Here is a 25,459-nt window from a genome sequence, read left to right as displayed (position 1 = left end):
ATGCGGCCGCGCGGTTCTGCTGCGGCGGAAGACAGGCTTCCCGGGTTTTCACCCGCGCTTCGAAAAACCGTGAAGAATTCGCTACAGGATAACCACGGGTGACCGACCTGCGCACATTTCGCCCAACGTGGTAAACAAGGCGTTAACCAAGCTTAAGAAGTTGAAACTTCCTGCCTGTGTGCGGCGAAGCTGCGGCATAAAGTTCCTCGCCCACAACGCCCTTGCGTCACAGGGCGGCTGTCGATATAGAATTGACGTAAACGTAAAAGGTGCGAAGCGTGCCTCTTGCGATTGATTTGTCGAAACCACGATTGGAAGCACGCCCCCGCTTCCACTCAGGCGACGCTTGGTCCGCGACCGCGACGCCATCAGGGGAAAGCCAGTGACCATGAAACTTGTTTCGCCCGGCGAGGCCGCGGCCAATAGCAATGACATACAGGCCGAAGCCGGCGAAGAACTCGCCCGCATCGGCGAGATGGCCAAGAAATATGGCGTGACCTTGCGCACGCTGCGTTTCTATGAAGACAAAGGCCTGCTCAATCCGAAGCGCGACGGCTCGACGCGTCTTTACACGCGGCGCGACAAGGCTCGGCTGAAGCTGATCCTGCTCGGCCGCAAGGTCGGGTTCTCGCTGCGCGACGTCAAGCAGATGATGGACCTTTATGATCCGACCGGTTCCAACACCAAGCAGTTGCGGCTGGCGCTCGACAAGTCGGAGAAGCAGCTCGCTCGCCTGCAGAAACAGCGGGCGCTCATCGAGGACGCCATCAACGAGCTGAGCAATTCGATGACGGCGGTACGCCAGATGCTGAGCGAGCGCGCCGCGATGCAGGCGAGCGCCGCCGGCTGAGCAGTCTCGCTTAACGGCGACGCCTACCAACCAACAGGAGCCGCATGGCCATTGGCGACGCGGCTTTTCTGTTGCCGCGTTGCCCGCTCCGCTCCTCGAATATTTTTGGCTGCGACAAGATTGACGTTTACGCAAACGTCAATTTTTGCTATGCGAGCGTCAACATTGGTCGGCTTCCCGTTTAGGTTTGAAAACGGGAGCTTGCTGCCTGGCCAAGACCGCAAGGGGTGGAGGAAGGGATGACGATTTACAGGGCGCCGATCCAAGACACGCTGTTCGTGCTCAACGATGTGCTCGGTTATCAGCGCTTTTCCAATCTTCCCGGTTTCTCGGACGCAACGCCGGATGTGCTCGAGGCGATCCTTGCCGAAGGCGCCAAGCTTGCCGAGAACGTCATGCATCTGCTGAACCGGGTCGGCGACATGGAAGGCTGCGTGCGCCACGATGACGGTTCGGTGACGACGCCCAGGGGTTTCAAGGAAGCCTTCGACCAGTATCGCAAGGGCGGCTGGATGGGGCTCGCCGCACCCGCCGAGTTTGGCGGCCAGGGTCTGCCCTACAGCGTGCACACCGCCGTCTCCGAATACATGATCTCCGCCAATATGGCGCTGATGATGTATCCCGGCCTGACGCAGGGTGCGATCGCCGCCATCATTACCCATGGCACCGACGAGCAGAAAGCCACCTGGCTGCCGAAAATGGTCGAGGGCGCCTGGACCGGCACCATGAACCTGACCGAGCCGCATTGCGGCACCGATCTTGGCCTGCTGCGTACCAAAGCCGTGCCGAACGGCAACGGCACCTACAGGATTTCCGGCCAGAAGATATTCATCTCCGCCGGCGAGCACGACATGTCGGACAACATCGTCCATCTGGTGCTGGCCCGCGTCGAAGGCGCCCCGGAAGGCGTCAAGGGCATTTCGCTGTTCATCGTGCCGAAGCTCAAGCTCGATGCTTCCGGAAACCCCGGCGAGCGGAACACTGTCTCCTGCGGTTCCATCGAGGAGAAGATGGGCATCCACGGCAACTCGACCTGTGTCATGAATTACGATGAGGCCGAGGGCACGCTCCTCGGCGACTTGAACGGTGGCCTGAAGGCCATGTTCACGATGATGAACGAGGCCCGCCTTGGCGTCGGCCTGCAGGGGCTTTCGCTCTCTGAGATCGCCTACCAGAACGCCGTCTCCTATGCCAAGGATCGGTTGCAGGGCCGCTCGCTCTCCGGCGCCAAGGCGCCCGACAAGAAGGCCGACCCGATCATCGTCCATCCCGATGTCCGCCGCTCGCTGATGACCATGAAGGCCTTCAACGAGGCTGGCCGCGCGCTGGCGTTGTGGACGGCGATCAAGTCCGACGTGGCCCATCGTGCCGGTGATGACAAGGATCGCCAGGCCGCCGACGACTACACCGGGCTGCTGACGCCGGTGGTCAAGGGCGTGCTCACCGACAAGGGCTTCGACCATGCGGTGATGGCGCAGCAGGTGTTCGGCGGTCACGGCTATATCGAAGAACACGGCATGAGCCAATTCGTTCGCGATGCCCGCATCGCCATGATCTATGAGGGCGCCAACGGCATCCAGGCGCTCGACCTCGTCGGCCGTAAGCTGGGTCAGAATGGCGGTCGCGCCGTGCAGGCCTTCTTCAAGGAGGTCGGCGAGTTCTGCGAGGAGAACCGCGCCGACGAGAAGATGGCGCCCTTCACCAAGGCGCTGAAGAAGGGCCTCAACGATCTGCAGGCCGCCACCATGTGGCTGGTGCAGAACGCCATGGCCAAGCCCGACAATGCGGGGGCGGCTTCGAGCGACTACATGCATCTCTTCGGCCTGGTGGCGCTGGGCTATATGTGGGGACAGATGGCCAAGGCCGCCGGAGCCAAGCTGGCGCAGGGCGCCAATGGCGCTTCCGCCTTCTACGACAGCAAGCTGGTGACGGCGCGCTTCTTCATGGAGCGGATCATGCCGGAGACCGCGACGCGCCTCGCGCGCATTTCCAGTGGCGCGGATACGCTAATGGCGCTGCCGGCGGAAGCGTTCTAGGTTTGGCGGGCCGGCAAAGCCGGCCCACACTTGTCGGAACGCGGAGGAAATCGTGGCGACAAACCCAGCCGAAGTTCTTGGCTTGCCGAAGCCCGCCTGGGCGGCGGACGACGTCGGCATGCTTTACGACATGGCGGCCCGCTTCATGTCGGAAGAGATCGCGCCGCGATACGACGAGTTCGAGAAGAACGAGATGGTCGACCGGCAGAGCTGGCTGAAGGCGGGCGCCGCCGGCCTGCTCTGCGCCTCGATGCCGGAGCAATACGGCGGCTCGGGCGGCACCTTCGCGCATGAGAGCGCCATCATCGAGGCGATCGGCCATGTCGGCGTGGACGGCTTCGGCATCGGCCTGCACAATTCGATTGTAGCCCCTTACATCCTGCATTACGGCTCCGAGGAGCAGAAGCAGAAGTGGCTGCCGAAGCTGGCGACGGGCGATTTGATCGGCGCCATCGCCATGACCGAGCCTGGCGCCGGCTCGGACCTGCAGGGCGTCAAGACCCGCGCCGAGAAGGACGGCAACCACTACAAGATCAACGGCTCCAAGACCTTCATCACCAACGGCCAGCTCGCCAACCTGATCATCGTCGTCACCAAGACCGATCCGGACAAGGGCGCCAAGGGCACCTCGTTGATCGTCGTCGAGACCGACGAGGTCGAAGGTTTCGAGCGCGGCCGCAACCTCGACAAGATCGGCCTCAAGGCCAATGACACCTCCGAGCTGTTCTTCAATGATGTGCGCGTGCCGACCTCGAACCTGCTTGGGCACGAGGAGGGCAAGGGCTTCGTCCAGTTGATGCAGCAATTGCCGCAGGAGCGGCTGCAGATCGGCACCGGCGCCATCGCCATGATCGAGCGAGCGCTGGCGCTCACCATCGACTATGTCAAGGAGCGCAAGGCCTTCGGCAAGGCGATCATCGATTTCCAGAACACTCAGTTCAAGCTTGCCGAGCTGAAAACCGAGGCCACGATCGGCCGCGTCTTCTACAATGATTGCGTCGCGCGCCACATTGATGGCGGCCTCGACCCCGTCACGGCCTCGATGGCGAAATACTGGTTGTCCGACCTGCAGGGCAAGGTCGTCGACGAATGCCTTCAACTGCATGGCGGCTATGGCTACATGAACGAGTATCCGATCGCCCGCATGTTCCGCGACGCCCGCGTCCAGCGCATCTATGGCGGTACCAACGAGATCATGAAATTGCTGATCGGGCGCTCGCTCTGAGCGCGGCGGCCGGCAAACCCAAGGAGCACGAAAATGGCCGAAGCTTACGTCTATGACGCCGTGCGCACCCCGCGCGGCAGGGGCAAGAAGGATGGCTCGCTGCACGAGGTGCCGGCGGTACGGCTTGCCGCCAGGACGCTTGAGGCTCTGCGCGACCGCAATGGGCTGGACACCGGCAATGTCGACGACATCATCTTCGGCTGCGTCGATCCGGTCGGGGAGGCGGGCTCGGTCATTCCGCGCGCGGCCGCCTTTGAGGCGGGCTACGACACCAAGGCGCCGGGCATGCAGATCTCGCGCTTCTGCGCTTCCGGCCTCGACGCCATCAATTTCGGCGCCGCCAAGATCGCGCAAGGCGCGGACGAGATCGTCATTGCCGGTGGTGTCGAATCCATGTCGCGCGTCGGCATGGGCATGTCCGGCGGTTCCTGGTTCATGGACCCGTCGGTCGGCCTGCCCGGCTGGTTCGTGCCGCAGGGCATTTCCGCCGACCTGATCGCCACCAAATACGGCTTCAGCCGCGACGACGTGGACGCCTACGCTGTCGAGAGTCAGAAGCGCGCGGCCAAATCCTGGGCCGACGGCCGCTTCAAGAATTCGGTGATCCCGGTCAAGGACCAGAACGGCCTCACCATTCTCGATCATGACGAGCACATGCGCCCCTCGACCGACATGCAGTCGCTGGCATCGCTCAACCCGTCCTTCGTCATGCCGGGCGAAATGGGTGGCTTCGATGCGGTCGCCGTGCAGAAGCACCCGGAAGTCGAGGAAGTGAACCATGTCCATCATGCCGGCAACTCCTCCGGTATCGTTGACGGCGCCGCCGCGGTGCTGCTTGGCTCGAAGAAAGGCGGCAAGGCGATGGGCCTGAAGCCACGCGCCCGGATCCGTGCCTTCGCCAATATCGGTTCCGAGCCGGTGCTGATGCTGACCGGTCCGGTCGACGTCACCGAGAAGCTCTTGAAGCGCGCCAAGATGAAGCTGTCGGACATCGACCTCTTCGAACTCAACGAAGCCTTTGCTTCCGTTGTGCTGCGCTACATGCAGGCCTTCGAGATCCCGCACGACCAGATCAACGTCAATGGCGGCGCGATCGCCATGGGCCATCCGCTCGGCGCCACCGGCGCCATGATCTTCGGCACCGTGCTGGACGAACTCGAGCGCCGCGACCTGAACACAGCGCTGGTCACGCTCTGCATCGGGGCCGGCATGGGCACCGCCACCATCATCGAACGCGTCTGACGGGGAGAGAGAAGATGAGCTATACCAATTTCACCCTCGACGTCGACGCCGACGGCATTGCGCTGGTCACCTGGGACATGCCGGGCCGCTCCATGAACGTGTTCACCGAAGAGGCGATGCGGGAGTTGAATGCCATCGTCGACCAGGTGGCCGGCGACGCCGCCATCAAGGGCGCGGTGATCACCTCGGGCAAGGACAGCTTTTCCGGCGGTGCCGACATCACCATGCTGCAGAAGATGCTCGCCACCTTCGCCGCCGACAAGGAGAAGGACCTCGAGAAGGCCACCAAGGCGCTGTTCGACAATGCCGGCTACATGACGGGCCTGTTCCGCAAGCTGGAAACCTGCGGCAAGCCATGGGTATCGGCGATCAACGGCACCTGCATGGGCGGCGCCTTCGAGCTGTCCCTTGCCTGCCATGGCCGCGTCGCGGCCGATTCCGACAAGGTGAAGATGGCCCTTCCCGAGGTGAAGATCGGCATCTTCCCGGGCGCCGGCGGCACCCAGCGCGTGCCGCGGCTGACGGACCAGCAGCAGGCGCTGCAGATGCTGACCAGCGGCCAGAACCTGTCGCCGCAAAAGGCGAAGCAGATGGGCCTGATCCACGAGATCGCCGAACCTTCGAAGCTCGTCGAGACCGCCAAGGCAATGATCAGGAATGGCCTGAGGCCGGTCGCGCCCTGGGACGAGAAGGGCTTCAAGCTGCCCGGCGGGCCGGTCTATTCGGCGGCCGGCGCCAATCTCTGGCCGCCGGCCATCGCAATCCTGCGCCGCGAGACTTACGGCAATTATCCGGCCGCGGCGGCGATCCTGAAATGCGTCTATGAAGGCCTGCTGGTGCCGTTCGACACCGGGCTGAAGATCGAGCAGCGCTACTTCACCGAGATCATGCAGACCAGGCAAGCGGCGGCGATGATCCGCTCGCTGTTCATCTCGCTGCAGGAATTGAACAAGGGCGCGCGTCGCCCGGCCGGTGTGCCGGACACCAAGTTCAAGAAGATCGGCATCCTCGGCGCCGGCTTCATGGGTGCCGGCATCGCCTATGTCACCGCAAAAGCCGGCATTCCGGTCGTGCTCCTCGATCGTGACATGGAAGCGGCCGAGAAGGGCAAGGCCCATTCCGACAGCCTGATGACCGACCAGGTGAAGAAGGGCCGTGCCAAGCCCGAGGAGAAGGACAAGCTGCTCTCGCTGATCACCCCGACAGCCGACTATGCCGATCTGGCGGGCTGTGATCTCGTCGTCGAGGCGGTATTCGAGGATTCGGCCGTGAAGAAGGACGCCACCGAGAAGGCCGAGGCTGTGCTGAAGTCGTCGGCGATCTTTGCCTCCAACACCTCAACCATCCCGATCACCGCGCTGGCCAAGAACTCGTCGCGGCCGAAGAACTTCATCGGCATCCACTTCTTCTCGCCGGTGGACAAGATGATGCTGGTCGAGATCATCCTCGGCAAGAAGACCGGCGACAAGGCGCTTGCGACGGCCATCGACTTCGTGCGCGCCATCAGGAAGACGCCGATCGTGGTCAATGACACGCGCGGCTTCTACGTCAACCGCTGCGTCCTGCGTTACATGTCGGAAGCCTACAAGATGCTGATCGAAGGCGTCCCGGCGGCGATGATCGAGAACGCCGCCAAGGCCGCCGGCATGCCGGTCGGGCCGCTGGCGCTGACCGACGAGACGGCGATCGATCTCGCCCAGAAGATCATGAAGCAGACCATCAGGGATCTCGGCGAGAAGGCCGTTGACCCGAAGCAGATGGCGCTGATCAACACCTTGGTCGATACCCATGGCCGCTTCGGCCGCAAGAACGGCAAGGGCTTCTACGACTATCCGGCGAAGCCGGCGAAGAAGAAGCTGTGGCCGGGCCTGAAGGAGCTCTACCCGCAGCTCAAGCCGGAGAAGGTCGACTATGAGGAACTGAAGCAGCGCCTCCTGGTCACCATCGCTTTGGAAGCGGTGCGCGTCATGGAAGAGGGGATCGTCACCGATCCGCGCGAGGCCGATGTCGGCTCGATCCTTGCCTTCGGCTTCGCGCCCTTCACCGGTGGTGCGCTCTCCTATATCGACGGCATCGGCGCCAGGCAGTTCGTCAAGATCGCCAAGGCTCTGCAGAAGAAATATGGCGCCGAGTTCAAGCCGCCCCGGCTGCTGCTCGACATGGCCGAGAAGGGCGAGACCTTCTACCAGCGCTTCGATCCTTACCAGAAGGGCGAAGTCAAGGAGGCGGCTTGACGATCGGACGTTTGGGCACGCCTGCTGCGCCTTGCATCCTTGGATAGCAAGGACGCAGCAGCGCGCCCGAAGGCCACGGCTTCAAGCCGTGGCTCTTTCCGATCGGCGAAGCCGGCTTGTCTTTCGGGCACGCATCGCTTTCCTGCACGCAGGTATGTCGGAGAATTTGGCCCGACCCTTCCGTGCCCGGCGCAGATGCATTATTGCTGAGCAGCCGCTTGCTCATGTGGACAATCAGGCGGTCCCGCGGTAGACAGTCAGAGGCATTTTTTCCTGTTTCGAAGGAGAGCGAGCGTGCTCTCACACGATCGCGTATGGGCAGCCATCGACGCTCTGGCCGAGCGCTATTCGCTGTCGGCTTCCGGTCTCGCCCGACGCGCCGGCCTTGATTCAACCGCCTTCAACAAGTCGAAACGCCTGTCTTCGGACGGCCGGCCGCGTTGGCCATCGACGGAGTCCCTGGCCAAGATCATCGAGGCGACGGGAGCTTCGCTGGAAGAATTCACCGGCCTAGTCGAAGGACGCCTCGGCTCCGCCGCTCCGCAGCCGCACAGCGCCGTGCCGCTGCTTGGATTCGCCCAGGCCGGGGCTGGCGGATTCTTCGACGATGCCGGCTATCCTTCGGGGCAGGGCTGGGATCTTGTGGAACTCCCGACGCGGGCGGCGGAAAGTTCCTACGCGCTGAAGGTCCAGGGCGATTCCATGCTGCCGCTCTACCGCAACGGAGACGTGCTGATCGTCGAGCCGGGCGCCCCCACGCGCAAGGGCGATCGCGTTGTCGTCAAGACTGTTACCGGCGAGGTGATGGCCAAGGTGCTCGATCGGCAGACCGCCAAGTCGATTCTCCTGGTCTCGCTCAATCCCGCCCACCCGGACCGCGACATTCCAATGCGCGAGGTCGAATGGGTGGCGCGGATCGTCTGGGCAAGCCAGTAGGACCGGACTGGTGCGGGTCGTCCATTTTGTCCTGGCGGTTCTGACAGTACCGGCAATGGCGGCGCTGGTCGTTGCCGGAGGCCGCTCGCTGAAAGGCAACGAAAGCGTCGTCACGGTCGACCAGATCGATCCGGCCGCGGTTGCCGACCTAGCGCAAGACGCCGAGTTCGCGCCTGAGGCACCGGCCAACTCTGCCATTCCCGGTTCCGCCGCTTCTCCAAAGGCGGTGCCGCATTCGCGGATGATCGATCCTGAAGTGGTGGCACCGCCGGAACTGCCCGCCGAGGAGCTCGAACGGGTCGAGCCGCGCGCCCCGCTCAGCGATCTGGCGCTGGCCGGGCCGCTCAAGCCACGCAAATCGAAAATGCCGGATGGCCGGGATGGCACCAAGCTGTTCCAGCCTGTGGCAACCGCCGCCGGCCTGATCGAGGCCAAGGGGTATATTGTCGCCGTTTCCGGAGTGGATGTCGTCGCAGCTGACGAGATCTGCAGCGACGGGAGCAGGTCCTGGGACTGCGGCGCTCGCGCCCGGACAGCGTTTCGCGCTTTCCTGCGCGGGCGCACGGTGATGTGCGCGGTACCCGCGCAAGGCGGGCGCGACACCGTCGTGGCCGAGTGCTGGGTTGGCAACAAGGATGTCGGCCAGTGGCTGGTGGAGAACGGCTGGGCACGCGCCGCGCAGAGCGGCCCGTATCTCGAAGCGGAAGACAAGGCACGCGCTGCGAAGAAGGGCATCTTCGGTACCGCCCCGGACCTTGGCGGGCTGCCGTCTTTGCCGGCGGCCACCGGCCCGGCGCCTGACGCGCCGGATACCATCCTGCCGGCGGAAGACGGCGCCGTTACGCCGCCAACTGCCCAAGCAGCGCCCGCTCGATGAGCGCGCGTGTTTCGGCGATGCCGTAGAGCGCCGCGAAGGAACCGAAGCGCGGCCCGCGCTCCTGCCCGATCAGCACCTGGTAGATCATCTGGAAGAAGGCGACCGACACCCCGGGTCCGCCCTCCGGGCTCTGCTTGGAATGGTCCTGATAGCGCTCGATCCGCCGCGCGACGTTGAGGGCGGCGTTCTGGATCGCCTCGCCGTCGGCACCCTGGGGCAGCGCGCCAAGCGCGTCGGAAAGCTTCGCCAGGGCCTCGCGCTCCACCTCGTCGGCAGCGCGATAAACCTTGCTCGGCTTCACGAAGTCCTCGAAGTAGCGGATCGCATAGCCGGTCAGCCGGTCGAGCTCGGGATGCGTCGCTGGCGTCACGCCCGGCGCATGCCGCGAGATGAAGCCCCACAGCACCGCCTTGTCATGCGCGTTGGAGGCGCTGACCAGATTGAGCAACAACGCGAACGGCACCGGCAGGTCGATCGCGGGCGGGTTGCCGTCATGCATGTGCCAGACAGGATTGCCGAGCCGCTCCTTCCACGCCTGCCGCGGATAGGCGGAGAGGAAGGCGTAATATTCATCGACCGCCTTCGGGATGACGTCGAAGTAGAGCTTCTTGGCCTGACGCGGCCGCTGGAACATATAGAGGCCGAGGCTCTCGGTCGGCGCGTAGGTCAGCCACTCGTCGATGGTGAGACCGTTACCTTTCGATTTCGAGATCTTCTGGCCGTTCTCGTCGAGAAACAGCTCGTAGACGAAATGCTCCGGCGCCCGCCCGCCAAGGATGTTGCAGATGCGGTCGTAGATCGCCGCATTGGTCTGGTGATCCTTGCCGAACATTTCGAAATCGACGCCGAGCGCCGCCCAGCGCATGCCGAAATCCGGCTTCCACTGCAGCTTAACCTTGCCGCCCTTGATCGACAGGGTGGTTTCGGTGCCGTCCTCATCGTCAAAGGTGATGGTGCCGGCTTGGGCATCGACATGCTTCATCGGCACATAGAGCACGCGGCCGCTCTTCGGCGAGATCGGCAGGAACGGACTGTAGGTCGCCTGGCGCTCCGGCCCAAGCGTCGGCAGCATCACCGCCATGATCTCGTCATAGCGTTCGGCGGCGCGCAGCAGCACCTCGTCGAAGCGGCCCGACTTGTAGTATTCGGTCGCGCTGGCGAACTCGTAGTCGAAGCCGAACGTGTCGAGGAAGCGGCACAGCATCGCGTTGTTGTGGTCGGCAAAGCTCGCATAGTCGCCGCCGAATGGATTGGGCACCGATGAAAGCGGCTTGTGCAGATGCGGCTCGAGCGCGGCGCGGTCCGGAACATTGTCCGGAATCTTGCGCATGCCGTCCATGTCGTCGGAGAAGCACAGCAGCTTCGTCTTGATCTTGTCCCCGGTCAGCACACGGAAGGCATGCCGCACCATCGTGGTGCGGGCCACCTCGCCGAAGGTGCCGATATGCGGCAGGCCGGACGGGCCGTAGCCGGTCTCGAACAGGACGGTTTCGGGAAAATCCTTGCCCTTGTAGCGCGCGATGATTTTCTTCGCTTCCTCGAACGGCCAAGCCTTGCTGTCGGCTGCCGCGGCAAGCATCTCAGGATTGAGATCGATTGCGTTTGATCCCGTCATGTCGAAGTTCCGGTCGTGGGCAGGCTTTCGCCCGGTAAGATTTTCAACCGGTCTCTAGGCGCGACTGACCGGAGCGTCAACGATTTGCGGCGGTTTTCCTTGCGGTGCCGCAATGGCGTTCCTACGTTCGAGTCTCGCACTCAAGGAGTTTTGAATGCCTTTGCTGACGCCGCACGAAGCTTTGATCTATCTGATGGTCATCACTTCGGCTTCCGACCGCGACATGACCGATGTCGAGCTGGCTCGGATCGGGGACGTCGTCCGCACATGGCCGGTGTTCGTCGATTTCAATCGCGACAGGCTGGTTCCGGTGGCGCAGGCGTGCCAGAAAGCCTTGCACGAAGAGGACGGTCTGGAAGGCGTGCTTGCGCGCGTCGGCGAGGCCCTGCCGGAGCGGCTTCGCGATACCGCCTATGCCGCCGCCTTCGAGGTCGCGGCCGTCGATCTTGAAATGCGCATGGAAGAAGTCCGGGTCCTGCAACTCGTCCGCCTCCGGCTCGATCTCGACACGCTGACCGTCGCCGCGATCGCCCGCGCGGCCAAGGCCCGGCTGCGCACGCTGACGTGACAGTTGACTGGCAGCGGAGGGCCGGCCTCAGCTGAATATCGGCAGCCCCTCAGAAGAAGCTGACCGGGAAATAGCGCAGGTAGAACTCGGCGAAGGTACCCTTGATCGAGATCTCCTGCAGAGCATAGTCGAAGGCCGCGGCGAGCGCCGGGTCGCCTGTCCGGGTGGCGATCGCCATGCCCGATCCCAGATATTCCGGCGCCAGGTAGGGTCCGCCCGCGAAGCGGCAGCAGCCGGCCGCGTCGGAGCCGCCCAGCCAGAAAGAAAAGCGCATGCCATCGCCGAAGGCAGCGTCGATCTTGCCGGACTTCAGATCGGCATAGAGGTTCTCGGGCTTGTCGAAGGGCACGACCTGGACGGTGCCGAAATAGTCGCGCAGCATCTTCTCATGCGCCGAGCCGGCAAGCACGCCGACCCGCTTGCTGCGCAGCTTGTCGAGGATCGGCTCGGTGAAAGCCTTGGTCTTGGGCATGACGAAGCGCGCCGGAAATTGCAGGTAGGAGCGCGAGAAAGCGTATTTCTGGCGGCTCTCCGGCGTCGCGGCGATGCCGGCGATGATCGCTTCGCCTTCGCCTTTCCGCAGCGCGTCTTCGAGTTCGTTCCAGGGCATGGCCTGGATCTGGCATTTCTCGACGATGCCGAGTTCGGCGCAGATGGCCCGCGCCAGGTCGATGTGGAAACCCGACAGCCGGCCGGCGCCGTCGAGGAAGTTGAAGGGCGGAAAATCGGTCGTGGTGAGGAACCGCAATCGCGGCAGGCCGGAGAGGTCCGGCTTCGGCAGCCGCTCCTTGGCGTCCCACAGCACCGGCACCTGCGGTTCGGCGGCCTGAGCCGCGCCGAAGCGCGGCAGCGCCCCGATCAGCATCGATATCAGCGCCAGAAATATCCACCGGAATGTCACGAAAATGCTCCGCACTGTCACAAATCGAAGCTTTTCGTATGAAAATGACACATGCACAATGGTTTTTGATTTCATCCGACGGAATTAGGCGTATGGTTTAGCAGGTTTGCAAGTGGCTGCGTGGGCGCCTGCAAGGGAGGCGCAATCTCGTGGACATTGCAAATCCAAGGCTTGATGGCGTGGAGCCGTTCGGGCATTGACGAGGATTACGGAATCGCAAGCAACATAGGGTGGATGTTGCGATGAGCCAGTTCGACAGAACTTTGGAATACATAGACCAGCTGCAGCACGCCAATACGGCGGCTGCGGTTTGCGAACGCTTGCTCAGCGTCACCTCGAATTTCGGGCTGACGGCACTGATGGCTGGTACCGTGCCCCACCCGGGCACGCCGCGCGGCCAGCAGAAGGACCATGTGCTGCTCTGCGACTGGCCGGGCGAGTGGCTGGAGCGCTACGTGGCGCGAAACTATGTCGACCATGATCCGGTCGTCAGCCACATGAAGCAGCTGCAGGCCCCGTTCCAGTGGCGCGAAGCCTCCCAGAACATCGTCATCGACAAGAGCAGCGACGAGGTGATGGGCGATGCCCGCGAATTCAAGCTGCGCGACGGCCTGGCCTTCCCGCTGGTTACCCTCGACGGTCAGATCGTCATGGTGTCGCTGGGCGGCGAGGCGGTCGAGCTGTCGGAGGCCGAGTTCGGCATGGTCTCATTGGCGTCCACCTACGCGATCGGCCGTGCCATGCAACTCCATACGATGGCCGACAAGGTCATCGATCACATAGAATTGACGCCCCGCGAGCGGGAATGCCTGCAATGGGCAGCCGTTGGCAAGTCGGAGTGGGAGATTTCGCAGATCCTCGGCATCTCGGAGCACACCTCCGAGAAACATCTTCTCAACGCCAAGAGCAAACTCGGCGCCGCCAATCGGGTCCAAGCCGTCGCGGAGGCCATTAGGCGAGGCTACATTAGCTAGATCGAACATATCGGCCTAATGCCTGTCGCCCAGAAATGCGCTGGGACGATGACATGCATCGAACAAAGACGAGTGCATGTCGCCCAGAAGTGTGCAGCGATTCTGGGGCGACGACATGCATCAAAACAAAGACTTAAAGCGGGTCGGCCGAATCCGTTTCTGCGCGACCTGCATCACAATTCTTAGCGATGCGATCGCCTCATATTTTCGGGAAAGCCCGGCCGTATCTGCCTCTTTGGGAAACGGCTAATGCTTTCTTAACGCCAAAAGCAAACTCGAGCCGCCAACTGGGTCCAAGCCGTCGCGGAGCCCATTAGGCGAGGCTATATTGGGCAGGTCGGCCGTGCTGGCCTAGAATTCTTGCCTACGCGATCGCGTAATATTTTCGGGAAAGCCCGGCCGTATCTTCCTCTTAGCCCCAGGAGACGGCTGATGCTTTTTTCCCTTACCACTCAGGAACTGATGGAACGTCCCGACCTTTGGGAAGCCGTCCATCGTCTGCGCCACAAGATCTTCGTCGAAGAGATGGGCTGGACCGATCTCGATCGGCCGGACGGGCTCGAAATCGACCAGTTCGACCATGACGAGGCCGAACACCACCTCGTCATTCGCAACGGCGAGCTCGCCGGCTACCAGCGCATGCTGCCGACGACCCGGGCGCATCTTCTGACCGACGTACTGTCGGACCTCTGCGAGGGGACGTCCCCCTCGGGACCAGGCGTCTGGGAACTGACCCGCTATGCGGTGGCACCTGGCTTTCGTGACGGCAAGCGCGGCGTCTCGACCGTCGGCACCGAGCTGATTGCCGGCTTCGTCGAATGGGGGCTCAAGCGCAATGTCAACCAGGTCATCATCGAGTTCGAGCCGATGTGGGTGCTGCGGGCGCTGCAGTTGCACTTCCTGGCGACGCCCCTTGGCTATCAGCGCACCTACGGCAACCAGCAGGTCGTGGCGACGCTGCTCACCTTTACCGACCATACGTTGGAAGTGGTGCGCCAGCGCCGCAACCACTTCCTGCCGGTGCTGTCCAGGGGCTATCCCGGCCAGCTCGGCCTCAGGCAGGCTTCGTGAGGCGGGAGGCGGCCATGACTTACCATCCCGAACCAGAACTGCGCGGCCACACGCTGGTCGTCACGGTATCTTCCCACGACGGCCGGCCCGTGCTGGACAGGCACGCCTATGCCAGCCTGGCCAGGACGTTCCACCATGCCGCGGCCAATGACGAGGTGCGTGTGGTCCTGCTGCGCGGCCTCGCCGGCTGCTTCTGCCTCGGCGGCGACTTCTCGGAGTTTCTCGACGCCACCAAGCACCAGCAGCTGATCGCCGCGGTCACCGACATGTTCCGCATGCTGGCGACCTTTCCCAAGCCCGTGCTTGCCTGTGTCGACGGCGACGCCGTGGGTGTGGGCTGCACCATCCTGTTCCACTGCGACATGGTGATCGCTTCGAAGGCCAGCACGTTTCGGGTGCCGTTCGTCGACTTCGGCCTGGTGCCGGACGCGGCGACCAGCATCCTGGCCCCGCAGAAGCTCGGCTATGGCGGTGCCTTCCGCTTCTTCTGCCTCGGCGACACGCTCGGCGTCGAGGACGCCAAGGCGCTCGGTCTGGTCGGCGAGATCGTGACTGAAGGCAGTGCGGAAGAAATGGCGCTGGCAAGGGCAAGGCAGCTTGCCAAGAAACCGGTCGCAGCGCTGTTGCAGACACGCAGTCTGCTCAAGGGCGATACGGGCGTGCTGTGCGACCGCATCGACCACGAGATATCGCTGTTCCAGCAAGCGCTTCAGGACGACACGACGCTGAAGCGCCTGCAGCGGATCGCCCGCCTGGCCGCTTAGGCCAGCGCGCCTCAGCGCCGCGCCCAGAGGGGTGCGGCGCTGCAAACCGAGGATTGTCACCGGCGGCTGGCTCGGCGAAGCGAAAGAGCCTTACTCCTCCAGGAAGGAAGGCCCTTCCCCGATGATCTTCTTGTCTTCCTTGCCGATGGCATCGAGGTCGCGCCCGTCATAGGGCAGGGACGAGAGGATGCGCTGCATCACGGCGAGGCGCGCGCGGCGCTTGTCGTTGGCGCGCACGATAATCCATGGCGCGAACGCCTTATGCGTGCGCTCCACCATCAGGTCGCGCGCCTTGGTATAGTCGTCCCACTTGCTGATGCCGGCGATGTCGATGGGGGAGAACTTCCAATTCTTCAGCGGCGACCAGCGGCGGTCGTGGAAGCGTTCGAGCTGGGTTTCGCGGCCGATGTTCAGCCAGAACTTGAAGAAGTGGATTCCCTCGTTGCAGATCATCCGCTCGAAATGCGGCGTCTCGTCGAGGAATTGCTCGTGCTGCTCCGGCGTGCAGAAGCCCATCACCGGCTCGACGCCGGCGCGATTGTACCAGGAGCGGTCGAAGGTGACGAACTCGCCTGACGTCGGGAAATGGTCGGCATAACGCTGGTAATACCATTGCCCCGCTTCGGTCGGCGTCGGCTTGGTCAGTGCCACGTTGCGCGCGGTGCGCGGGTTCATGTACTGGCGCAGCACGAAGATCGTGCCGCCCTTGCCGGCGGCGTCTCGCCCTTCGAAGAGCGCCATCACCCGCTTGCCGGTCGCCTGCAGCCAGGCTTGCGCCTTGACCAGTTCAATCTGCAGCTTCTCGAGTTCCTTGTCGTACTGATCGCCCTTCATCTTCTTGTCATATGGATAGCCGCCGGCGGTCAGCTTGTTGTCCTCGACCCAGTCCGGAAGCACCGGATCGTCGATGTCGAACTCGCGTTCCTTGCCGCCGATCTTGATCTTGATCGGTCCCGCGGCGGGTGCCGCTTCGGGCTTTTCCTTGGCTTTTTTCATCCGGACGAACCTTTCCAGTTTGCGGACTCATGCTATGGGAGCCTGTGCGGCGTCGCATCCAACCGGACGCAAGGACGTCGTAGCACTTTGATTTTGCGCATGAACATTCAGAAAATCGATTCCGATTTTTGAACCATGCGCCTTGGCCCGGCGAAGCTTGGCCTGTCGGGCGGAATGCGGGGCGACGCGGGGCCTATGGCTGAGACGAGCGCGGAACGGAAGAGCACGAGGCAAGCCCTCGCCGCCCGGCTGTGGCGCGGCCGCTGGCTGCTTGGCGGCGGCACCCTCGCGATCCTGGCCGTCTACGCGTTTGCGGGCCTTTCGATCTTTGTGCCGTTGCTGGCGCTGGCGGTGCTCGCCATTGCGGCACTGCTGCCGGCCGATAACGAGCATCGCTCGGCCGACGGCGCGGCCGCGATCGAGGCAAGCGGGCTGCAGCGCCTGTCCGGCGAATATCTCGCCGCCGCGGTCGCCGATCCGCTGATCATCTTCGACCGCGCCGCCACCATCGTTCACGCCAATGCCGCCGCGTTCGCCGCCTTCGGCGGACTGGCGCCAGGCATGTCGTTGTCGCTGAAATTCCGCGCCCCGGAAATGCAAGCCTTGCTCGACGGCATCGTCTCGGGGATCGTCGCCGCCGATGTCGTCGACTATACCGAGAAGCTGCCGGTCGAACGGACATATCGGGTGAGCGCGTCCTCGGTCGGCCATGCCACCGAGCTTTACGTGCTGGTGTTCAAGGATCAGAGCGAGACGCGGCGGATCGACCGCATGCGCGCCGACTTCATCGCCAATGCCAGCCATGAGCTGCGCACGCCGCTCGCCTCGATCGCCGGCTTTATCGAGACGCTCAGAGGGCCGGCCCGCGACGATGCGGCCGCGCGCGACCAGTTCCTGCAGATCATGCAGAATCAGACCGGCCGCATGGCGCGCCTGATCGACGACCTCTTGTCGCTGTCGCGGCTTGAGATGAAGCCCTATCTGAGGCCGGGAACCGAGGTCGATCTTCGCCAGACCATCGACGCCGTGATCGACTCGCTCGCGCCGCTGGCCAAGGAGAACGGTCTCGCCATCGAGCGGGAGTTCACTGATGGATCGCTTTCCGTGCCCGGCGACCGCGACGAACTGTTCCAGGTTTTTGAGAACCTGCTCGAGAATGCATGCAAATACGGTCAGTCAGGCGGACGGGTCACCGTCTCGATCGCGCGCACCGGCTCTGGTCAGGAAGAGAGTGTCGACGTCACCATCCGGGATTATGGCCCCGGCATCGCGGAAGAGCACATCCCGCGCATCACCGAACGCTTCTACCGGGTCGACGTCGAGAGCAGCCGCACCCAAAAAGGCACCGGCCTTGGCCTTTCCATCGTCAAGCATATATTGACCCGTCACAACGCCACGCTTTCGATCAAGTCGGAAGTCGGCAAGGGCGCGGCGTTCACGGTTCATTTGCCGGCTTGCTAAAGCTGTATTATTTGCCAACTGGCGTTTTCGTTTTTCTGTCATGCGGTTCGCGTATCAGCAGGAGATCGACGAAGCGCAACAGCCGGCAAATCCGGGAAGGCATTTCATCATGCAGTCCGTGCATATCGTCAGTGCCTATGACGAGGAACTGAAATTCCTGTCCAAGCGCATCGCCGCGATGGGCGGGCATGCCGAGCGCATGGTCGAACAGGCGGTGGCGGCGCTGGTCAATGCCGATCCGGGCCTCGCCCAGAAGGTCATCCAGGACGATCTCGTCCTCGACGAGGGGCAACGCGAGATCGACGACAAGGCGATCGTCATCATTGCCAGGCGCCAGCCGATGGCCACGGACCTGCGCGAGATCGTCGGCGCCATTCGCATCTCGGCCGACATCGAGCGCGTCGGCGATCTCGGCAAGAACGTCGCCAAGCGCGTCGCGGCAGTGATCGATGGCCGCCAGCCGAGCAGCCTGTTCCGTGGCCTCGAGGCGCTGGCCAATCTGGCGCTGACGCAGCTCAAGGAAGTGCTCGACGTCTACGCTACGCGTTCGGTCGACAAGATTGGCTTCGTGCGTGACCGCGACGACCAGATCGACGCCATGTACACTTCGCTTTTCCGCGAGCTTCTGACCTACATGATGGAAGATCCGCGCAACATCGCGCCCTGCACGCATCTGTTGTTTTGCGCCAAGAACATCGAGCGTATCGGCGACCATGCCACCAACATCGCCGAAACCATCTACTACATCGTCACCGGTGACCAGATGCCGGCCGAGCGGCCGAAGGGCGACAAGACCGACAAGATCGTCGCTTCCGGAACGCTGTCCGGGAAGTGAACGGTCGCCTCTCGAACGCCCCGGTGATTTAGGCTAAGGTCTTCGCGATGCTGCTGTTTCTGCAGCCGTTTGCCTCGGGAGGTTGCGATGGAAAACGTCCGAAACCTGACCCCGGCCCCGCAGCCGACATCCGGCATCATTGCGTCCAGCGTCTATTCCGCCGGCAAGCGCGTCGCCGACATTCCGGTCGAGCAGGCCGGCGAATGGTCGACGAGGCCTGGCCATGTCGTCTGGATCGGGCTGCTCGAGCCGGACCGCAATCTGCTGCTGAGGGTGCAGGCGCAGTTCCATCTGCATGACCTTGCGATCGAGGATGCCGAGCATCCGCACCAGCGGCCGAAGATCGAGCAGTATGGCGATGCGCTGTTCATCGTCGCCCGCACCGCCCAGCTGATCGAGGGCCGCGTCACCTTCGGCGAGACGCATCTGTTCGTCGGCACCGGCTATATCGTCAGCGTCCGCCATGGACCGTCGACATCTTACGCCGCCGTGCGCCAGCATTGGGAAAGCTGCCCGTCTTCGCTCGCCAAGGGTGAGGATTTCGTCCTCTATGCCATCCTCGACTTCATCGTCGACAACTACATGCCGGTGCTCGAGCAGATCGAGGACGAGGTCGAGGCGATCGAGGACAAGGTGCTGCTCAAACCCATGAGCGGCGCCGATATCGAGCGGCTCTACATGCTGCGGCGCGACCTCCTGCGGCTGCGCAATGCGGCGCTGCCACTGGTTGAGGTTTGCCGCCGTTTGACCAGCGCCGAGCTGCCGCAGATCCACGCCGCCATGCATCCGCTGTTTCGCGACGTGACCGATCACATCCGCACCGTGCAGGAAAAGATCGACAGCCTGCGCGAGGTGCTTGCTTTCGCCTTCGAAGCCAGTCTGCTGGTTGGGCAAAGCCAGGAAACGGCGATCTCCAAGAAGCTCGCCTCATGGGCCGCCATCCTGGCGGTGCCGACAGCCTTCGCCGGCATCTATGGCATGAATTTCAACGACATGCCGGAACTGAAGATGGCGTATGGCTACCCGACAGTCCTGGTCGCCATCGCGCTGATCTGCTCGTTCCTGTACTGGCGCTTCAGGAAGAATGGGTGGTTGTGAATGGTGAATGGTGAATAGTGAATAGAAAAACTACTTCACACGGCCGGACTTGCCGTATCACCATTCACCATTCACCATTCACCATTCACCTCGCCCGCCGCCTTTCTGCCGCCGGCTGGAACGCCACGCGGGCATGGTACTTGCAGTAGGGACCGGTTTCGGCGGCGTCGTTGCCGCAGAAGCTGAACTCTTCCGACAGCGGATCGCCATTCGGCCATTTGCAGGTGCGCTCGGTCAGTTCCACGAGCTGCAGATGCCGGGAGATCGGCACAACGACATTCTCGACCGGGCGAATGTAATGGCGCGCCACCGGCTCGGCATCGAATTGTACCTGCAAGGCGGTGGCGCCGATCGAGGCCGTCACGTGGCGCGCAGCGCTCGCGGCGCGCGCCACCGATTTCTGAATCGAGGCTCCCTGTGTGGCCTTCTTCTGCCGCGCCGGCGCCGCGGTCGCCCGGCCGCGGCCCGACAGCTTGAGGCGGTGCACCTTGCCGATGACGGCATTGCGGCTCACTCCGCCGAGCTGCGCGGCGATCTGGCTGGCGCTTAGGCCCTCCGACCACAATTTCCTGAGAAGTTCGACCCGCTCGTCAGTCCAATTCATGAGACCGCGCTCCTGCTGAGGCGTACGGCAGTCAGAATCCTTTCCCGCCCCGGCTCCCGCCGGGCAAACGACACCAGATGTACCGGGTGATTAGGTCCGCCGCACGAAATCTAGTTATTTCTCGACTACAAATACCTTATGCGCTGACTCGGTGACAAGAGTCCGGAAGGCAACACCGATTCGGTTTTTGCGGTTTTCCCCAACTTGCCCGATCACTCATGAGCCGGCACCGTCTCAGGGCTTGCCGTGCACTCCTGCGCGACCTTTTCGTTGACTTCATGGCCGAAAACCACGATAAGCCGCAAAGGCCGCCGCATTGGCGGCTTTTTTGATTTCCGGTTCCGGAGACGCATATAATGAGCGGTTCGGCGCTTTACGAGACCTTTGCTCGTGCACCCCTGGCTTTCGAGCGCGGGGAAGGGACCTGGCTGGTCACAGTCAAGGGCGAGCGATATCTCGATTTCGCCGGCGGCATCGCCGTGAATTCGCTGGGCCACAGCCACCCGCATCTTGTGGCGGCGCTCACCGAGCAGGCCGCCAAGCTCTGGCACGTGTCCAATCTCTATGAGATCCCCGAGCAGCGCCGGCTGGGCGACCGCCTGGTCGAAGCGACCTTTGCCGACAAGGTGTTCTTCACCAATTCGGGCGCCGAGGCGCTGGAATGCGCCATAAAGACGGCGCGGCGCTATCATTTCGTCAAGGGCCATCCGGAACGCTTCCGCATCGTCACCTTCGAAGGTGCTTTTCATGGGCGCACCCTGGCGACGATCGCTGCCGGCGGCCAATATAAGTATCTCGAAGGTTTCGGTCCCAAGGTCGAGGGCTTCGACCAGGTCGCTTTCGACGACATCGACGCCGCCGAAAAGGCGATCACGGCGGAGACCGCTGCGATCCTGATCGAGCCGGTGCAGGGCGAGGGCGGCATCCGCCCGGTGCCGCCGCAATCCCTGAAGCGCCTGCGCCAGCTCTGCGACCAGCACGGCCTGCTCCTGATCTTCGACGAGGTCCAGTGCGGCATCGGCCGCACCGGCAAGCTGTTCGCGCATGAGTGGACGGGCGTCACGCCGGATCTGATGGCGATCGCCAAGGGAATCGGCGGCGGCTTCCCGATGGGCGCCTGTCTCGCGACCGACGAGGCCGCCACCGGCATGACCGCCGGCGTGCATGGCACCACCTTCGGCGGCAATCCCCTGGCGATGGCTGTCGGCAACGCCGTGCTCGACGTGGTGCTGGCCGACAGCTTCCTCGAAGACGTGCAGCGCAAGGCGCTGCTCCTGAAGCAGGGTCTCGCGTCGGTCGCCGACGAGTTTCCCGACGTCATCGAAGGCATCAGGGGAACCGGCCTGATGCTTGGGCTTAAATGCGCCATGCCCAACACCAAGGTGAACATGGCGCTGCGCGACCAGCACTTGCTTGCGGTGCCGGCCGGCGACAATGTCATTCGTCTGTTGCCGCCGCTCACCGTCACCGATGCCGAGATCGGCGAGGCGCTGGACCGCATCCGCGCCGGCGCCCGCGGGCTGGCGAACGCCATTGTCGCCGAAGCTGCCAAGTAGTCCTGGAAACCTGCCGATGAGTGTTCGTCACTTCACCGATCTGTCCGCCGTTTCCGAAGGCGATCTGCGCTTCATGCTGGACGATGCGATGGCGCGCAAGACCAGGCTCAAGGCCGGCGAGCGCTCGAAGCCGCTCGAAGGCAAGGTGCTGGCGATGATTTTTGACAAACCTTCGACGCGCACGCGCGTGTCCTTCGATGTCGGCATGCGGCAACTCGGCGGCGAGACGATCATGCTGACCGGCACCGAGATGCAGCTCGGCCGTTCCGAGACCATCGCCGACACCGCCAAGGTGCTGTCACGCTATGTCGATGCGATCATGATCCGCACCACTTCGCATGACCGGCTGCTGGAGCTCACCGAGAATGCCACCGTTCCGGTCATCAACGGCCTGACCGACGACACTCACCCCTGCCAGCTGATGGCCGACATCATGACCTTCGAGGAGCATCGTGGTCCGGTGGCCGGCAAGACCTTCGCCTGGACCGGCGACGGCAACAACGTGCTGCACTCGCTGTTGGAAGCCTCCGCGCGCTTCCGCTTCAAGCTCAATGTCGCCGTGCCCGAAGGCAGCGAGCCGGCCGAAAAGCATGTCGACTGGGCGAAGGCCAATGGCGGCAAGCTGAGTTTCACCCGCAACGCCGAGGAAGCCGTCGACCAGGCGGACTGCATCGTCACCGATTGCTGGGTATCGATGGGCCAGGAGCACCGCGCGCGCGGTCATAATGTCTTCCTGCCTTACCAGGTCAACGCGGCGCTGATGGCCAAGGCAAAGCCTGACGCGCTGTTCATGCACTGCCTGCCGGCGCATCGTGGCGAGGAGGTGACCGACGAGGTGATCGACGGGCCGCATTCGGTGGTGTTCGACGAGGCCGAGAACCGGCTGCACGCCCAGAAGGCGGTGCTGGCCTGGTGCCTGGGCGCTTGAATGGGGTTGCCTTGATCCGGGCCAACGTGATGCCTATCTGCGGGCCATCACGCAAATCGAGCGCGTTCCTGCGCATGCTGCCCGCCGGGCGGCATGGCCGCGCCCCGGAGCTTTGTCATGTTGGAAACCCGCCCATTGGCTGAACATCAACCCAGACTCGGTGAATTCGGCTTCGCCGGCGACGACCATGTCGTTCCGTACGAGGTCGCGCCGCTCGACGTGCGCGGCCGCACCGTGCAACTCGGGCCGATGCTCGACGCCATTTTGAGCCGCCACGACTATCCAGAGCCGGTCGCCCGCCTGCTCGCGGAGGCCTGCGTGCTGACCGTGCTGCTCGGCACCTCATTGAAGTTCGAAGGTAAGTTCATCCTGCAGACCCGCACCGACGGGCCGGTCGACATGCTGGTGGCGGACTTCACCACGCCGCACGCGCTGCGGGCCTATGCGCGATTTGATGCCGACAGGCTCGAGGCGCTGACCGCAACGGGCCAGACCTCGCAGCAGGCGCTGCTCGGCGCAGGCGTCCTGGCGCTGACCATCGACCAGGGCGCGCATACGCAGCGCTATCAGGGTATCGTCCAGCTTGACGGCACGTCGCTGGAGGACGCCGCTCGCACCTATTTCCGGCAGTCGGAGCAGATCCCGACCGATCTCAGAATGTCGGTCGCCAAGCTGGTGACGCCCGGCCCCGGCGGCGCGCGTGAGCAATGGCGCGCCGGCGGCATCCTGGCGCAGTTCCTGCCGCAGGCGTCGGAGCGGATGCGCGTTCCCGATATTTCGGGCGGCGACGGCGATCCGCGCAATGTGACGCACGAGCCGGCCGACAATTCCTGGCAGGAGCTTCTGGCACTGCTCGGCACCACCGAGCCGACCGAGTTGATCGATCCGACCGTGGGCGCCGAACGGCTGCTCTACCGGCTGTTCCACGAGCACGGCGTGCGTGTCTTCCGCGGTGTGCCGGTCGCCGACGAATGCTCCTGCTCGCGCGAAAAGATCCGCGGCATTCTCGAGGGTTTTTCGGCGCAGGAGATCAAGGACTCGACCGAAGAGGGCGGCATCCATGTCGCCTGCGAATTCTGCTCGACGCAGTACGATTTCGATCCGACGGAGTTCGTGGCGGCTGGATAAGGTCGCTTCTTGTTCACAAGACCTTTCCCCATCTGTCTTCTCTCCCCCGAGAGACCCGTCGGGGGAGAGGATTTTAGCTCGCCTTGGCGTCGTTCCCTTGTTTGATAGGGCTTCGTTGCCGCGGTATGCCGACGTCAAATGAATTCCTGGATGTGCTTGCGGACATCTGATGCTCGTTCGACTGGGGCCATATGGGTTTCTTCCGCGAGCACCATGAGCTTCGCTCCCCCGATCCCACTCGCGGCGGCTTCCATCATGCCGCTGCCGAAGAACTGGTCCCTTTCACCGCCTAGGATCAAGGTTCTGGCCGAGATGTTGCGAAGGTCTTCGTTCGTCACATTGTTGTGGAGCATTGCTTCGAGGTAGCGGACGATTGAACTCTGGGCTCCCATTCGTGCAATCAATCTGCGTTTGAACATCAGGCGAAAACGCAACAGCAGGTTCAGCCACGGTCGCCGAAATACCGTCGCGAATTCCTCCAGCACATGAAATTGTTCGTCTTTCGCGAATTGGATCTGTCTGTGGAGCCGCTTTTTTCCATCGGCCGAAAAGCCATGTGCGCTCGCCAGTAAGATCAGTTTTTCCACGGAGTCGGGATAGTCTGCGGCCACATGCGTTGCCACCACGCCGCCATAGGAAATACCCATCAAACGTGCCGGCTTGTTGAGGTTGGTGTCGATGATCTCTGAGATGTCTCGAGCCATATTCCTGAGTGAAACATCGTCTTTTGGATCTGGATCGTAGCTGATCAGCACAAAGCTCATGCCCGGTGGAAGGATCCGTTTGAGCCGTCTGGCGTCCTTTTCCAATCTGGAAGGTTCGGGCTTCATCATGAACCCTTGACCGCCGTTGATGACAATAAGACTTTCCGGTCGCGTTCCGACTTTCGCGAATGGTATCCGGCCGAGAAACAATCCTGTTTCAATACTGCTCATGAGGCTGCTGCTTCGAGCATGGCCGGACACTCCTGTTGGCGCGGCGCTTTCACGGCATCGCTTGGCATTGGACGCTGCGTTTGGCGAAAGTGCCGATCCTGCGGCAGCGCCAATCGGACTGATCCAGTTGGAGCAGAGATGGCGCATGCAGCCAGTCGATATGTGGCGCCAAGATGCGCGGACAGGCCGGCACTAATTCACCGTCCGCCTTGTGCCCGGCATGTCGAGCGAGAAGGCCGGGATCGCGACGTCGAACATCTCGCCGCGCCCGTTGCGCATCGTATAGTGGCCGACCATGATGCCGGACGGCGTCGAGAGGGGGCAGCCCGACGTGTACTGGTAGCTGTCGCCGGGGTTGAGTTCCGGCTGGTCGCCGACGACGCCCGCGCCACGCACTTCCTCGACGCGGCCATGACCGTCGGTGATGTGCCAGTAGCGCGATAGAAGCTGAACGAACTCTTCCGATCGATTGTCGATCGTCACCTGGTATCCCCAGACATAGCGGTTCTCTGATGGATCGGAGCGATCCTCCAGGAAGAACGGCCTGACCTGCACTTCTATGTTCCGCGTCACGGCGCGATACATGAGCAACTCCGGTGCTGCGGCAGGAAATATTTGTCGCGCT

Annotated in this window: 23 protein-coding genes; 17 read left to right on the top strand and 6 right to left on the bottom strand. The window is 63.1% G+C overall.

The window, feature by feature from the left end; all coding sequences use genetic code 11:
* Positions 1–388: 388 nt before the first annotated feature.
* The 7 genes from EJ074_RS12675 to EJ074_RS12645 all read left to right on the top strand — a co-directional run bounded on the left by EJ074_RS12675 (position 389) and on the right by EJ074_RS12645 (position 9,400).
* On the top strand, positions 389–850 hold the full coding sequence (locus EJ074_RS12675; protein WP_129554056.1) for a MerR family DNA-binding transcriptional regulator: 462 nt from the start codon (positions 389–391) through the stop codon (positions 848–850).
* Between the two features lie 239 nt (positions 851–1,089).
* Complete coding sequence (locus EJ074_RS12670; RefSeq protein WP_129553491.1) at positions 1,090–2,886, top strand: acyl-CoA dehydrogenase; 1,797 nt, start codon at positions 1,090–1,092, stop codon at positions 2,884–2,886.
* Positions 2,887–2,938: 52 nt separating this feature from the next.
* Positions 2,939–4,111: an acyl-CoA dehydrogenase family protein gene (locus EJ074_RS12665; protein WP_129553490.1), complete on the top strand. Its 1,173-nt coding sequence runs from the start codon at positions 2,939–2,941 to the stop codon at positions 4,109–4,111.
* A 33-nt stretch (positions 4,112–4,144) separates the two neighbouring features.
* Positions 4,145–5,353, top strand: coding sequence for an acetyl-CoA C-acetyltransferase (locus tag EJ074_RS12660; protein ID WP_095807752.1), 1,209 nt, complete (start codon positions 4,145–4,147; stop codon positions 5,351–5,353).
* 14 nt (positions 5,354–5,367) lie between these two features.
* Entirely contained in the window at positions 5,368–7,587 is a 2,220-nt protein-coding gene (locus tag EJ074_RS12655; protein WP_129553489.1) for a 3-hydroxyacyl-CoA dehydrogenase NAD-binding domain-containing protein, read from the top strand.
* A 294-nt stretch (positions 7,588–7,881) separates the two neighbouring features.
* Complete coding sequence (locus EJ074_RS12650; RefSeq protein WP_095807755.1) at positions 7,882–8,523, top strand: helix-turn-helix transcriptional regulator; 642 nt, start codon at positions 7,882–7,884, stop codon at positions 8,521–8,523.
* A gap of 10 nt (positions 8,524–8,533) precedes the next feature.
* Positions 8,534–9,400 (top strand): thermonuclease family protein, encoded by an 867-nt coding sequence (locus tag EJ074_RS12645; protein ID WP_245420434.1) that lies wholly within the window; start codon positions 8,534–8,536, stop codon positions 9,398–9,400.
* On the opposite strand, the gene EJ074_RS12640 is transcribed toward EJ074_RS12645, so the two are convergent.
* Positions 9,363–11,015: a lysine--tRNA ligase gene (locus EJ074_RS12640; protein WP_095807757.1), complete on the bottom strand. Its 1,653-nt coding sequence runs from the start codon at positions 11,013–11,015 to the stop codon at positions 9,363–9,365. The genes EJ074_RS12645 and EJ074_RS12640 overlap by 38 nt on opposite strands.
* A 154-nt stretch (positions 11,016–11,169) precedes the next feature.
* On the opposite strand from EJ074_RS12640, the gene EJ074_RS12635 reads away from it, so the two are divergent.
* Complete coding sequence (locus tag EJ074_RS12635; protein ID WP_095807758.1) at positions 11,170–11,583, top strand: tellurite resistance TerB family protein; 414 nt, start codon at positions 11,170–11,172, stop codon at positions 11,581–11,583.
* 49 nt (positions 11,584–11,632) lie between these two features.
* Here EJ074_RS12635 and EJ074_RS12630 read toward each other — a convergent pair whose 3' ends face one another.
* The gene (locus EJ074_RS12630) at positions 11,633–12,448 is read right to left on the bottom strand and encodes a transporter substrate-binding domain-containing protein (protein WP_095807866.1); all 816 of its coding nucleotides are present in this window, start codon (positions 12,446–12,448) and stop codon (positions 11,633–11,635) included.
* 278 nt (positions 12,449–12,726) lie between these two features.
* On the opposite strand from EJ074_RS12630, the gene EJ074_RS12625 reads away from it, so the two are divergent.
* The 3 genes from EJ074_RS12625 to EJ074_RS12615 all read left to right on the top strand — a co-directional run bounded on the left by EJ074_RS12625 (position 12,727) and on the right by EJ074_RS12615 (position 15,293).
* A complete protein-coding gene (locus EJ074_RS12625) occupies positions 12,727–13,458 on the top strand; it encodes a LuxR family transcriptional regulator (protein WP_095807759.1) in 732 nt (243 codons plus the stop codon).
* 432 nt (positions 13,459–13,890) lie between these two features.
* Complete coding sequence (locus EJ074_RS12620) at positions 13,891–14,529, top strand: acyl-homoserine-lactone synthase (RefSeq protein WP_095807760.1); 639 nt, start codon at positions 13,891–13,893, stop codon at positions 14,527–14,529.
* A 14-nt stretch (positions 14,530–14,543) separates the two neighbouring features.
* Entirely contained in the window at positions 14,544–15,293 is a 750-nt protein-coding gene (locus tag EJ074_RS12615; RefSeq protein WP_095807761.1) for an enoyl-CoA hydratase-related protein, read from the top strand.
* A gap of 90 nt (positions 15,294–15,383) precedes the next feature.
* Here EJ074_RS12615 and ppk2 read toward each other — a convergent pair whose 3' ends face one another.
* Positions 15,384–16,289, bottom strand: a complete 906-nt coding sequence (gene ppk2 / locus EJ074_RS12610) for a polyphosphate kinase 2 (RefSeq protein ID WP_095807762.1) — start codon at positions 16,287–16,289, stop codon at positions 15,384–15,386.
* A 195-nt stretch (positions 16,290–16,484) separates the two neighbouring features.
* Between ppk2 and EJ074_RS12605 the strand changes: the two genes are divergently transcribed.
* The 3 genes from EJ074_RS12605 to EJ074_RS12595 all read left to right on the top strand — a co-directional run bounded on the left by EJ074_RS12605 (position 16,485) and on the right by EJ074_RS12595 (position 19,683).
* Positions 16,485–17,750, top strand: coding sequence for an ATP-binding protein (locus tag EJ074_RS12605; RefSeq protein ID WP_165349922.1), 1,266 nt, complete (start codon positions 16,485–16,487; stop codon positions 17,748–17,750).
* Positions 17,751–17,859: 109 nt separating this feature from the next.
* Entirely contained in the window at positions 17,860–18,585 is a 726-nt protein-coding gene (phoU, locus tag EJ074_RS12600) for a phosphate signaling complex protein PhoU (protein ID WP_095807868.1), read from the top strand.
* 87 nt (positions 18,586–18,672) lie between these two features.
* Complete coding sequence (locus EJ074_RS12595; protein ID WP_095807763.1) at positions 18,673–19,683, top strand: magnesium and cobalt transport protein CorA; 1,011 nt, start codon at positions 18,673–18,675, stop codon at positions 19,681–19,683.
* A gap of 85 nt (positions 19,684–19,768) precedes the next feature.
* Here EJ074_RS12595 and EJ074_RS12590 read toward each other — a convergent pair whose 3' ends face one another.
* Complete coding sequence (locus EJ074_RS12590) at positions 19,769–20,287, bottom strand: GcrA family cell cycle regulator (protein WP_095807764.1); 519 nt, start codon at positions 20,285–20,287, stop codon at positions 19,769–19,771.
* A 356-nt stretch (positions 20,288–20,643) separates the two neighbouring features.
* Between EJ074_RS12590 and EJ074_RS12585 the strand changes: the two genes are divergently transcribed.
* The 3 genes from EJ074_RS12585 to EJ074_RS12575 all read left to right on the top strand — a co-directional run bounded on the left by EJ074_RS12585 (position 20,644) and on the right by EJ074_RS12575 (position 23,899).
* Positions 20,644–21,843 carry an aspartate aminotransferase family protein gene (locus EJ074_RS12585; protein WP_095807765.1) on the top strand — a complete coding sequence of 400 codons (1,200 nt, stop codon included), beginning with the start codon at positions 20,644–20,646 and terminating at the stop codon, positions 21,841–21,843.
* 16 nt (positions 21,844–21,859) lie between these two features.
* On the top strand, positions 21,860–22,771 hold the full coding sequence (gene argF, locus EJ074_RS12580) for an ornithine carbamoyltransferase (RefSeq protein WP_095807766.1): 912 nt from the start codon (positions 21,860–21,862) through the stop codon (positions 22,769–22,771).
* 93 nt (positions 22,772–22,864) lie between these two features.
* A complete protein-coding gene (locus EJ074_RS12575) occupies positions 22,865–23,899 on the top strand; it encodes an Hsp33 family molecular chaperone (protein ID WP_095807767.1) in 1,035 nt (344 codons plus the stop codon).
* A 134-nt stretch (positions 23,900–24,033) separates the two neighbouring features.
* On the opposite strand, the gene EJ074_RS12570 is transcribed toward EJ074_RS12575, so the two are convergent.
* Together EJ074_RS12570 and apaG are read right to left on the bottom strand one after the other, a co-directional pair.
* Positions 24,034–24,834 (bottom strand): alpha/beta hydrolase, encoded by an 801-nt coding sequence (locus EJ074_RS12570; RefSeq protein WP_165349920.1) that lies wholly within the window; start codon positions 24,832–24,834, stop codon positions 24,034–24,036.
* A 192-nt stretch (positions 24,835–25,026) separates the two neighbouring features.
* Complete coding sequence (gene apaG / locus EJ074_RS12565; RefSeq protein ID WP_095807769.1) at positions 25,027–25,419, bottom strand: Co2+/Mg2+ efflux protein ApaG; 393 nt, start codon at positions 25,417–25,419, stop codon at positions 25,027–25,029.
* Positions 25,420–25,459: the final 40 nt, after the last annotated feature.

This window comes from Mesorhizobium sp. M3A.F.Ca.ET.080.04.2.1 (genome assembly GCF_003952525.1).
In the GTDB taxonomy this organism is placed as follows: Bacteria; Pseudomonadota; Alphaproteobacteria; order Rhizobiales; family Rhizobiaceae; genus Mesorhizobium.
This window is presented reverse-complemented; position numbering and strand designations above follow the sequence as displayed.